Source organism: Microcystis sp. LEGE 00066, from assembly GCF_015207925.1.
Lineage (GTDB): Bacteria > Cyanobacteriota > Cyanobacteriia > Cyanobacteriales > Microcystaceae > Microcystis > Microcystis ichthyoblabe_A.
In genome coordinates this window covers 1-10,893 of sequence record NZ_JADEVX010000145.1, presented here as the reverse complement: position 1 = coordinate 10,893, position 10,893 = coordinate 1, and the positions used below count along the sequence as shown (strand labels likewise).

The 10,893-nt window shown below is 41.1% G+C and carries 16 protein-coding genes and 1 pseudogene; 9 read left to right on the top strand and 8 right to left on the bottom strand.

Going from position 1 to position 10,893, the window contains the following annotated elements:
* From IQ224_RS17445 to IQ224_RS17420, 7 genes and pseudogenes are all read left to right on the top strand, one after another.
* The coding region (locus tag IQ224_RS17445; protein ID WP_194033280.1) for an IS630 family transposase at positions 1–715 on the top strand (715 nt) is incomplete at its 5' end.
* A gap of 3 nt (positions 716–718) precedes the next feature.
* A complete protein-coding gene (locus IQ224_RS25090) occupies positions 719–931 on the top strand; it encodes an acyl carrier protein (RefSeq protein ID WP_194033281.1) in 213 nt (70 codons plus the stop codon).
* 223 nt (positions 932–1,154) lie between these two features.
* Positions 1,155–1,571: a hypothetical protein gene (locus tag IQ224_RS17435; protein ID WP_194033279.1), complete on the top strand. Its 417-nt coding sequence runs from the start codon at positions 1,155–1,157 to the stop codon at positions 1,569–1,571.
* Positions 1,572–1,576: 5 nt separating this feature from the next.
* Positions 1,577–1,930 carry a hypothetical protein gene (locus IQ224_RS17430; protein WP_072926255.1) on the top strand — a complete coding sequence of 118 codons (354 nt, stop codon included), beginning with the start codon at positions 1,577–1,579 and terminating at the stop codon, positions 1,928–1,930.
* Between the two features lie 20 nt (positions 1,931–1,950).
* Positions 1,951–2,025 (top strand): annotated as a pseudogene (locus tag IQ224_RS24300) (PEP-CTERM sorting domain-containing protein); the annotation flags it as partial.
* 125 nt (positions 2,026–2,150) lie between these two features.
* Positions 2,151–2,387 (top strand): hypothetical protein, encoded by a 237-nt coding sequence (locus IQ224_RS17425; RefSeq protein ID WP_072926254.1) that lies wholly within the window; start codon positions 2,151–2,153, stop codon positions 2,385–2,387.
* Between the two features lie 2 nt (positions 2,388–2,389).
* Entirely contained in the window at positions 2,390–2,629 is a 240-nt protein-coding gene (locus IQ224_RS17420) for a hypothetical protein (protein ID WP_002751846.1), read from the top strand.
* Positions 2,630–2,707: 78 nt separating this feature from the next.
* Here IQ224_RS17420 and IQ224_RS17415 read toward each other — a convergent pair whose 3' ends face one another.
* The 6 genes from IQ224_RS17415 to IQ224_RS17390 form a co-directional block, all read right to left on the bottom strand.
* Positions 2,708–3,217, bottom strand: a complete 510-nt coding sequence (locus IQ224_RS17415) for a DUF3368 domain-containing protein (protein ID WP_002751848.1) — start codon at positions 3,215–3,217, stop codon at positions 2,708–2,710.
* Entirely contained in the window at positions 3,214–3,459 is a 246-nt protein-coding gene (locus IQ224_RS17410) for a UPF0175 family protein (RefSeq protein WP_002748168.1), read from the bottom strand. The genes IQ224_RS17415 and IQ224_RS17410 overlap by 4 nt, the downstream gene beginning before the upstream one ends.
* 317 nt (positions 3,460–3,776) lie before the next feature.
* The gene (locus IQ224_RS17405) at positions 3,777–4,187 is read right to left on the bottom strand and encodes a putative toxin-antitoxin system toxin component, PIN family (protein WP_002777816.1); all 411 of its coding nucleotides are present in this window, start codon (positions 4,185–4,187) and stop codon (positions 3,777–3,779) included.
* Complete coding sequence (locus IQ224_RS17400; RefSeq protein ID WP_194033278.1) at positions 4,177–4,383, bottom strand: hypothetical protein; 207 nt, start codon at positions 4,381–4,383, stop codon at positions 4,177–4,179. Before IQ224_RS17400 ends, IQ224_RS17405 begins: the two co-directional genes overlap by 11 nt.
* Positions 4,384–4,684: 301 nt before the next feature.
* A complete protein-coding gene (locus IQ224_RS17395) occupies positions 4,685–6,247 on the bottom strand; it encodes an iron uptake porin (RefSeq protein ID WP_194033277.1) in 1,563 nt (520 codons plus the stop codon).
* Between the two features lie 270 nt (positions 6,248–6,517).
* Positions 6,518–7,081, bottom strand: a complete 564-nt coding sequence (locus IQ224_RS17390; RefSeq protein WP_194033276.1) for a thylakoid membrane photosystem I accumulation factor — start codon at positions 7,079–7,081, stop codon at positions 6,518–6,520.
* 48 nt (positions 7,082–7,129) lie between these two features.
* On the opposite strand from IQ224_RS17390, the gene IQ224_RS17385 reads away from it, so the two are divergent.
* Together IQ224_RS17385 and IQ224_RS17380 are read left to right on the top strand one after the other, a co-directional pair.
* The gene (locus IQ224_RS17385) at positions 7,130–7,624 is read left to right on the top strand and encodes a J domain-containing protein (protein WP_194033274.1); all 495 of its coding nucleotides are present in this window, start codon (positions 7,130–7,132) and stop codon (positions 7,622–7,624) included.
* A 5-nt stretch (positions 7,625–7,629) separates the two neighbouring features.
* Positions 7,630–7,902, top strand: a complete 273-nt coding sequence (locus tag IQ224_RS17380; protein WP_002737741.1) for a DUF3143 domain-containing protein — start codon at positions 7,630–7,632, stop codon at positions 7,900–7,902.
* 241 nt (positions 7,903–8,143) lie between these two features.
* On the opposite strand, the gene arsS is transcribed toward IQ224_RS17380, so the two are convergent.
* Positions 8,144–9,121 carry an arsenosugar biosynthesis radical SAM (seleno)protein ArsS gene (arsS, locus tag IQ224_RS17375; RefSeq protein ID WP_194033273.1) on the bottom strand — a complete coding sequence of 326 codons (978 nt, stop codon included), beginning with the start codon at positions 9,119–9,121 and terminating at the stop codon, positions 8,144–8,146.
* Positions 9,122–9,236: 115 nt separating this feature from the next.
* A complete protein-coding gene (locus IQ224_RS17370) occupies positions 9,237–10,649 on the bottom strand; it encodes an LCP family protein (RefSeq protein WP_036402746.1) in 1,413 nt (470 codons plus the stop codon).
* Between the last annotated feature and the right edge of the window lie 244 nt (positions 10,650–10,893).

The following is a 10,893-nucleotide window of genomic DNA, read 5'->3' as shown; positions in this document are numbered from 1 at the left end:
AGAATTGACAGGGATAAAACGAAGTCCTACCCAAGTGAGGAAATTCTTAAAATCCTTGGGAATGAAATGTTTAAAAATAGGTTCTCTTCCTTCTAAAGCTGACCCAGATGAACAAGAAGACTACAAACAAAAAAAGCTAGAACCCAGACTAAATGAGGCTAAAGAAGGAAAAAGGGCTGTTTTTTTTGTTGATGCCGCTCACTTCGTCATGGGAGCATTTCTCGGTTTTGTTTGGTGTTTTGAGAGACTTTTTGTTAAGTCACCGAGCGGGCGTAAACGCTTCAATGTTTTAGGAGCATTAAATGCAATAACTCATGAAGTGATTCTAGTTACTAATGACACTTATATTACGGCAACTCAAGTCTGTGAACTTCTTGAAAAAATAGCTGCTTTAGGACTAATGATTCCCATCACTCTAGTCTTAGATAATGCCCGCTATCAGAAATGTAAAATTGTTGAAGAATTGGCTCTTTCTTTGTCAATAGAGCTACTCTATCTGCCGTCTTATTCGCCTAATCTAAATTTAATTGAAAGGCTGTGGAAATTTGTCAAAAAGAAATGTTTACATGGTAAATATTATGAAAACTTTTCTGACTTTTCTTCAGCTATTTATGAATGTCTGAATGATGCCCATCTGAAACATAAAAAAGAACTGGATTCCTTGCTGACTCTACGATTTCAGAAGTTTAATAAATCTCAGATTATGAACATCTAAAGTATAATACGAGAGGAGATATCCGACCCAGCCATAGTTCTGACAGCGGATCTACATTTGGAGGAAGATTTAGGCATCGATTCGCTGGACAAATGGGAATTGCTCGCGAGGATAGAGGAAGAATTCAACATCAGTCTGGGCTGGGAAAGCCTGCAGAAAGTAGACACCGTCAGCAGCTTATATGATATGGTCTCCGATGCTCTGAAGAGTCTCTAGCCCGTAGTACGCTATTGAGTTACCAAAGCCAATAGAAGAGGCTTTATTATCAGTTGCCAACTAAAACCCTCTAAATCCACTGAAAAAGAAACCACAAAAGTAGGCTAAATTACCTCTAAAAATACTATAAATACCCCTTCATTCAATCTTGAGGGGGTTTTATTGTATAATTGAGGGATGAGTAAACTAGATCAACTTACGCAATCTTGAGCTATAATCGGCAATGAGGTCGAATCCGAACAACGATCAGAAAAAACTCCTGATTGCTGAACTTAAAAAAGCAGCAATCAAACATACCCCAGAAAATATTATCATAATTACTCAAGATCCTAGCGGGAAAATTGTTTTTCTAGAAACTGGAAAAGCAGGTGACAAAGGTTCTGGATTGCTGCATATTCTAGAAAATCATCGAGAAGATTTTCTCCAGAGAGGTATTACTGAAAAACAAATTCCCGATTTAATTGTAACAGCTATTAGTGAGGGAAAAATTATTGGCATACAAGGAAAAAGTCGCATAATTTATCAAGTAGAAATCAATGGAATTATTCAATATGTTTCTCTAGAAATTAGTCATAATGGTTACTTAGTGAGTGCTAATCCAACTCCAACTCGATTAATTAACGAACTTATTCAGGAATGATAGTTATGGCAATCAGAATCAAACTTTGGGCAGATTATGGAAGTTACCCACTTTGGGGAGTAGATGAAATTGATAACATTGCTCCTGAAGAATTACCATTAAGTCAAGCAACCATTCAACGTTTAAACTCATGGCAGGATACTTACGATAAGACTTTAAATCAAGACTATCCACCTTTATCAGATTTTCCTAATCAGCAAGCTGAAATGGATTTTAAACAAGAAGGAATTAGTTTATGGAAACAGTTATGTCTTGAACTGGCCCCAGATTATGAAGTTTTCTACCAAAATGAAGGTCAATTGTTCAGACATCCTAAGGAAATAACCAAAAAATCTACAGTACAAAAAATAACAGTTTGAGTATCATCACCTTCGGCTCTAGCGCAGCTTCAACCCTGAAGCGCCAACTAAAACCCTCCCAATCTACCGAAAAAGAAACCACAAAAGTCGGCTAAATGGCTTCTAAAAATACCATAAATGCCCCTTGATTCAATCTTAAGGGGGTTTTGTTTTTTTATATCTCTTTTTTGGCAATAGATGCTATAATAGAGGGTCACTCTTTAAGATTGCTTGCTTGATCGTGGACTTTGAGATTATCAGCGATATTACGAATATCGAGATTATTGCCACAGGAACAGGAATTCGTAATCGGGAACGGTTGCAAAAACAGTATGGCAAAGGTAAATGGAGAAAATTAAAGGGCATAGCCCAAGTTCAGCTTGCCAATGGTATAGTAAGGTTAGCTGAAGTCCATTGGTATGAAGCTCATGGCATCGGCAAAAAAGAATTTAAGCTCAAGTTACCGTTTCTAGATTGACCATGAAAATAGAGTCATCTCCAACAAATAAGTTCGCAGTTTGTCTCAATAATGAAGGCTACGAAGCTTCACTAGAGGTGGGCAAAATATACCGCGTTATCCCTGATGAGACAGCAGAAATAAACAGTCTAATTCGGGTTATTGATGAAAGTGGTGAAGATTACGCTTTTTCTGTGAATCGGTTTCATGCTATTGAGTTACCAAAGCCAATAGAAGAGGCTTTATTATCAGTTGCCAACTAAAACCCTCTCAATCCACTGAACAAGAAACCACAAAAGTAGGCTAAATTACCTCTAAAAATACTATAAATACCCCTTCATTCAATCTTGAGGGGGTTTGTTTTTTCCTTCATCAACCATCTGTAAAACACTACTGTATAAAGGCGCATCAACCCAAAATCCTGCTTGATTGATCAAAGCGTCTAGTAGGGGTTTCACCTCAGAGATTAACCCTCGATTCTTCGCCTCAACCAAAATGCCCAGAATTCCTGTGTATCGAAGATTAAGTCTAGCAGCAATTCTACGACCACGACGCTCATCAATCAAAACTTGATCCGCTCCCAACTCAAGTGCTAAAGCAATAGCCTCAGCTTCTCCCTTATCTAGTTCATCAGCAAGAGCTTTAATCACTGTGTGGTTAGTTACCGTTCGAGTTTGAATCCAATCTAAGGTTTGGACTTCTATTGAACCTGCTACTGGAAAATCAGGCTCAGTTAATTCTCGATAAACTGCTTCAGGAATAAAAACTATTTCGTAAAGTTGTTGTAACAGATGAAGTTGATTAATGGCGGCAAGATTGTTGATAGGAGATGTATCACTGACAACAATCACAATCTTCCCATCTCCCGCAAGTTCTTAATATCCTGTTCAAAATCTTCGACATCGTAGTGTACTGGAATTTGACGACTTGCAAGTAGGTGTTGAAAAGCAATACGATTCATTCCTGCAAATCGACTCGCTTGAGCCAGGGTGAGCTTCTCTTTTTGAAAGAGCATGACCGCAATTTCCTGCCTCATCTCAGCTTCAGTCATGCGTGTTGCACTGAGAATTTCATCGGAGATATCAATACTCATGGCTATAACCCTATCTATCCCTTCCTATTGGAATAATATCATAACCCCCTTCATTTAGTCAGTTGAGGGGGTTTATTTTTTGCGTCTCTTCCTCTTACACATTTTACACATTAAGAATCGGTTTTATGGTATTGAGTTACCAAAGCTAATAGAAGAGGCTTTATTATCAGTTGCCAACTAAAACCGTCCCAATCCACCGAAAAAGCAACCACAAAAGTCGGCTAAATTACCTCTAAAAATACCATAAATTCCTCCTCATTCAGTCAGTTGATGGGTTTATTTTTTTGAATTCCTCCCTCAAAAAATTCTCAAGGACACTAGAAAATCACTAAAAACTCTGCTGGAGTAATAATTGGAATCCCTTGATAAGTATTGAGAATTAAAAGATCCTTATCGCCTGTTATGATGTATTGTGCCATTCCAGATACAGCTAATTCTAGGAATTTATTATCATCTAAATCGGAACAAACTCTCGTTTCATGCGATATATCAACAAATAAGCTCCTATTTCTAAGAGACGACAAGAAATCTAACCTATCATCTTTTTCTAAATATTTGTCAAATTTCTTTTTACTTATTCTCGTTGCCAATTCTTGATAAGTTGCCTCGCTCTGGAGAATAGTAAATTGACTAACTGTTATATTGATTACTTTTTTGGGTGTTCCTAGGGGATTGAGTAAAGCACTAATAAAAACATTTGTATCTATAACAACTCGATTAGGATTCATCTACTAATAGTTCTGTTAGTTTATCTTCTGTCAAACCTTTAGCTTGAGCTTTTTTGCCGACTTTATCCATAATTGAGATAAGACTTTCTGAATTTTCCTCAATCGTCAGATTAACTTCTTGTTCAGGAGAAAAACCTAACTGAGCGATTAGTGCAGAAATCTCCGATACCTTAATATTTTTGAGAACTTGTTTCATGGCTTAACTAGGTGTATCTTCAACTTTCATTGTACCCTATTTAATCACATTTAACAGTGTTCCTCAAATCGTCCTCGACCTCTTCGCCACAACTTCAACCCTGAAGCGTAAACTAAAACCCTCTAAATCCACCGAAAAAGAAACCACAAAAGTAGGGTAAATTGTCTCTAAAAATACCATAAATGCCCCCTTAATTCAGTTAGTTGAGAGTGGGAAACGTCGGAACAGCAGCCAGCCGTCGAGAAATGATGTCAAATCCCGTCATACTTTATCTTTATTTCTGACTGGCTGCCTAGACAAATCAGAAAGTAAAAGTCGTGCGGATAGTACCGATAACTAAGGTGGAATTGTTGTTATTTGAGTTAGGGGAAGTAATCACGATTACCCCCGGAGTAAGGGCAATATTATCGGTGAGTTTCCACTCATAAAATCCTTCGATATGAAAGGAAGTATCGGGATCATTAGTGGCACTACCATCATTTAATCTAATACTAGAACTAGATACCCAGGGCTGCATACCAACAATAATACCAGCCGTATTTCCTTCCTTAAATAAATCAGGAAAAGCCAAAGTTACCGCCCAATTCCAGATATCTAAATCCCCGCGTTCTAGTTGTCCATCTAAGGTGCTAAGGGTGATAGCTTTTGTGTAACCTCCCCAACCACCGAGGACAAAACCATCGACAATTCGCCAACTAAATTGTAAACCCAAACTATTATTAATTGTCGGGACAGCCTCCCCCAATAGTTCTTTGGTGAAAAATCGGAAATTCGAGCGCTGGCTTCCCGTTCCCGTATCTAATTGGTTATAACCATGAAAGTAGGATAAAGCAATGCCAAAATTATCGTTTGGAACATAACCCACCTGCCCTAGGGCAGTATAGGAACCGTTAAATAAACCCGCTCCCGGGTTAGGATCGTTAGCATCCCCAGCAAGATAACCGGCGCTGAATTGCAAAGCCCCATAATTACCCTGTAAACCGAGTCCAGTTTGTCCGGGGGCAAAATAAAGGGGATTGCGGGTACCAAAAGCGGAAAGCGCCCCACTAGCACCATCTCCATCCAAAAAGTTGAGGGTATTGGTAAAGTCATCTTTAGCACCTCCCGTCGCTTCTAACCAGAGTTGGATATTTTCCGTTAGGGGGAAACTGTAGTTTAAAACTTCTACCAATAAATCGTTGCCGTCCGGTTGGGTAAAGGCTAAGGTACTGGCAAAAGTTCCCGTAGTATCGGCTAAATCGGCAATATTTCCCGTTGCTAGACGGGTATAGAGTAAATCTTTGCCTGTGAAGCTAGTATTTAATTCTAAACGGGCCCGATAACCAAAAGCTGGCACTTGGGGAATCCCTTCACCACCGTTTTTTTCTCCTGTGGCTACCCCATATAATGCCATCACCACTTCCCCGGTTAATTTAGTAGTGGTAGAAAATTGATTATTTTCCAGAAAAGCGACTCGATTTTCTAAGTTATCAACCCTAGCACCCAATGCCGCTAATTCGGTCTCGAATTCGCTGACTAATCGCTTGATTTTGTCTAGATCTTCTTTTAATACCGCCACTCCTTCTTGAATCAATCTTTCTAGGGTATTTAAGCAGGAATTCAACCCGGCGGCAAATTCCCAACGAGTTAAAGCGCGTTCACCGCGAAAAGTGCGGTCAGGATAACCTACTATACAACCATACCTCTCCACGAGACTTCTTAAGGCCTCAAACGCCCAAGCGGTGGGAGAAACATCCCGCAATTGATTGACACTTGTTACCTGTGCCATGGGGTTACTAGAGAGGTTTTCGAGACTATTAGCCAGTACCGGACTAGAAAAACCCAGTAATATCGCTGCTGTTAGGAAATTTTGCTTGATTTTCATTGCTGTCTCCCACACCTATAAGAATGATTATTGTTCTTAGTATAATTAGGTTAGCAAACTTTTTCTAGTCTGGCACTGTTGCAAATATTTTTCAAATGTTACTCCAGATAAAATCTGAATTGTCTAGCATTTATTGGTTAAAATAAATCTTAAATGATAATAAAAGCAATAGGTAAATAATTTTATTGTTCCTAAAAACAAGATAGAGACGCTGCTGACAGCATCTCTAAATGATTATTTTTGGTTCAATTGAGGATAAAAAGGGGGTAACTAGCGCAATTCAGCGTTAAACTCGTTAAAAGAGCGTCTTTTTAACTCTACCGATTCCGCTCGAGGCAAAAGATCAAAAACCTTTCTTAAGACATCATCCACATCTTCATATTTAACATTGCCCAAACCATCATAAACCACTTTACCTTGTTGGTCTAAAACCACCGTTTGGGGAACCCCACCGCGATAATAGTAACCCGGTTCATCGGCACGATAGGAAGACTTTAAGGGGATAGAATCGACACTTACGGGGATAATACTGGCGGCGCGACCGTAAAACTCTTGAAAACGGGAGACAATCGCCGCAAATCGCTTACAATCACTACTATCATCCAGATAATAGACGATTATAGCTGGAATTTTCCGTTGAAAAGTTTCCGCTAAATTTAGACGCGGTGGTACGAGGGAACCATTACCCGCGTAGACCACAAAAATATTACCATCGAGGCGATCGTCATCGATCCCCGCGTAGGCGCTAGGGGTTAGCCAAGGGGACAAACTCGTCAGGGCCATAATAAGAAAGACAAGACAGATCCGAAGACGCAGGCGATAACGAGATTTCATGATCAACAGAGTTAAAATATTAAGACAATTTTTAGTGTAAAAAATCTTGTGACCTTCGAGCGCAATAATTCCCCAACCACCTCGCGAGTCATTGCCGCTAACTCGCGCTTTGCCAATACTTATTATGCCATTCTCGGACTACATCCGAGTGCCTCGGTGATCGAAGTGCGACGAGCCTATCGGGAACTAAGCAAACGATACCACCCCGATACTACCGAACTCAGCCCCGAAGTGGCAACGGTTCAATTCCAGCGTCTTAACGAAGCTTATGCCACCCTGAGTAATCCCGATCGCCGTTCCCTGTATGATTTACAGATAGGTTACTCGCGCTGGAATGTCATCCAAACTATCCCCGATAGCGATCAACCCATAGCTAATCGTAGCGCCTATCTCGATCCGACCGATCGCCCCCTATCTTCGGGAGAGATTTTTGCTTTGTTTATCTTGGCACTCACCCTGCTCGGCTGCTTGTTACTGGCGGTGATTATTGCTATGCTTCGAGGAGAGAATGCTGTCACTGTAGCCCAATTATTTTTGATTTAGATGCGATGAAGATTCCCACTGCTGATACTCCCCTCTATAATCATCCCTTACCGGCGATCGAAGCATGGCTAGTTAAGTTAGGTTGTCGGAAAAATACCGAGAATGTCCACTGTTGGACTGTGGAAAAACTGACATGGAAAGCGGAAATCTGCCTCGATATCGAAGAAATCACCGTTCGTTACTTTCGGGCAGCCAATGATGGCAGTGACATCAATCGCGCTTTTAAATACTCCCTTAGTCGTCAAGATATCGAATCGGCGGTTTTTTCCGGTCCCTAATCAATAGTCCAACTTTTGACTAAAAAGTGCCAGCGATTGGAGCGATCGGGGGGAGAATTCAGGGACTTTTTCCCTGAAAATTGGCTAATTGACCACCTGAAAATCGGTAAAACCCCACACCCCACACCCTACACCCCACACCCTACCCCGTTAAGACAGCACCGGAGTGGGCAGCAGGGAGAGCTATTCCGAGCATTTGTACTAAATTTCCCGAGACAGGCTGTCAATCCAGTACACTTGTTCAGATTGAAGTCAAAGCTCCCCCACAACTGGAACCGCTGCCGGCAGTGCAACCGTAGCAATAGGAAGCGGTTTGTACCTCTGCAATTACATCTAAACTACCCGCTTGTAATAAATCTGGCAGGGTTAATTTTCGGCCTTGACTGGTGCAAGCAGCCAGATTCTCCATCTGATTAAAATCGCAGTCATAGATATTACCTAAATAATCAATGGAAAGCTGATTACGACACATCAAATGTTCGACAGTATCGCCATTAAAATGGTCTTCGAGGAATTGAAGATAGGGTTGATAGAGTTGCCGGTGTTCCAGATGGAAGCGCGTCCTGCCGACGGGTAAGTTAGTGATAGTAAACAGATTGTTAAAAGAAATATTAAAATGTTCTTGCAAGAACTTTTTGTAATCCTGTGTTAGGGATACCTGATCCGGTGTGAGAGAAAAATTCTCTGACTTAGGAATCTGGGGATTATAGACTAAATCCACAATCAAATTCGGCTCTTGAGCGTAGCCAAGACGGTTTAACCATTGTAAAGCATTGATCGATCGATCATAGACTCCAAGACCGCGCATTTTATCCACATTATCGGCAAGATAACAGGGTAAAGAAGCCACCACCCGCAGCTGATGGGCAGCGCAATATTCAGGAATATCAGTAAATCCTTTCTCGAAATAAATAGTTAAATTCGAGCGCACAATTACCTCTTTTCCCGCTTTTCTAGAGGTTTCCACAATTGGTTTAAAACCGTAGAGCATTTCGGGAGCGCCGCCGGTCAGATCGACGGTTTTAATTTGGGGAAATCTTGCGATCAGTTCGATAATTTGTTCGCATACTTCTGGAGTCATTTCTTCGGTGCGAACTGGACTAGCTTCCACATGACAATGGCTACAAGCAAGGTTACATCTTTTCCCCAAATTAACTTGCAGAACCGAGATTTTTTGCTTAGTTAAAGGAGTTTTTAGTTTCTCGACAAAAGGAGTCATGGGAGAGTAAACAGTAATCAGTAATCAGTGACCAATCATTAATCAATGATAACTGATAATGGATGAGTTTTTTGTCAATGGGCAACTACTAACTCAGATAAACTTGATTTTTCTCTTAGTTGCCAGGGGATAGCTCAGAAAGATTAGCTGATTTTTCTTGCCAATCTTGACCAATTTTAATTGTCACATCAGAAGCGAGATTCCCTGTACTTTCCACCAAAACTTCCCCGACACCAAGGCTATTATGCAGGGCAGCAGCGAGAGAATTATCCCCTTTTTGAGCAATAATTTTGGTAGTTTCTAGAATTGGCGATGAAGACTTAGAGACAAAAACATTTTCATAACCCAATGAGCGGAGATATCTGACTAGAGTTTGCACCGCTTCTGGATTATCGGTGCTATCTTCCACAGCGATGCGAGTCGGTTGCGTAGTTTCTTCAGTGTCAGCCATAAAAAAGCCGTGGTTGAAATGTTGAGCCACTAGCTCTTGAATTTTACTTTGATTGGGCAACCAATAACTGATCCCTTGCCGACCATCACCATTAAAGTCTCCTGGTAGGAGTAGCATTTGCACATCAGATCGCTCAGTTTTGGAGGCAAAACCGGCTAGGGCGAGTAACTCCTCTAAACTGAGATTAGTATCGATACTATTGCGGATAACCTCGATAATATCAGGAATTTTCAATAAAGTTGCTGGTTTTAGGGTTTGTTCCACTAAAGACCGCATTAATTGCTGTTGTCGTTGGATACGACCGATATCGCCTTTAGCATCGTAACGAAAACGGGCAAACTGGAGGAATTTCTCGCCGTTGAGGTGTTGTTCCCCTTTTTTCAGGTCAATGTAGAGGTGTTGACTAAAATCTTGGTACTTCATGTCTTTGGGAACATATACCGTCACCCCCCCCAAAGCATCAATTAATTTTTCCACACCCTGCACATTAATGCGAACATAGCGATCGATAGCGACTCCCTCTAAAAGATGACTAACCGTTTCCGCCGTTAAAGCAGGTCCACCGAGGGCGTTAGCTTGATTGATTTTTTTCTCCCCGTAACCCTCGATATCGGTGCGGGTATCCCGGGGGATGGAAAGCATGGTTAACTTCTGTCTTTGGGGGTCAAAACGCAGTAACAGCATGGTATCGGTTAAACCCTCCAAGGAATTAACCGGGGCATGATAACCCAAATCTGGGGTTTCTGCCTCCTTGACATCGGATGTCAACACTTTCGCACCCACCACCAGAATATTAACGGGGCGGTTGAGGGCGGGAAGTTGCAGATTTTCATAGGATATGGCCTGCTGATTGTTAAAAGCGGCGGCTTCTTGAGGACTAAGAGCAGCTTGTCGCAAAGGTGTGGAGGAGAGAGACACAGCCAACATAGCGCCGGCCGTAGCGGAAACTAGGGCGCAGCCAGTTAAGCCTAGGGCTGTCAGGAACCATTTACTGGACAATCGCCGCTTTTTAACAGTTTTAGCTGCTAATTTGCCTGATTTTCTACTTTTAGCCCTTGATTTTGTCTTGTTAACCACAAATTGCCTCACACAATCACTAAATATCTCCCTAAAACCATATTTTAAAGGGATGAACTATTTTTTTTCTCAGATACCGGGAAAAGATTATTAAACTAATTGGGTTTTCTAGAGAGTTAGCAGATAATATAGCAGAATTTTTCCTTATCGTTGTTCTGCATGGCAATTTTGTCGAAATATCTAGGGTTTGCTGGTGGGGAAGTGGGGTGTGGGGAAGTGAGGATGTGGGGTGTAGGGTGTAGGG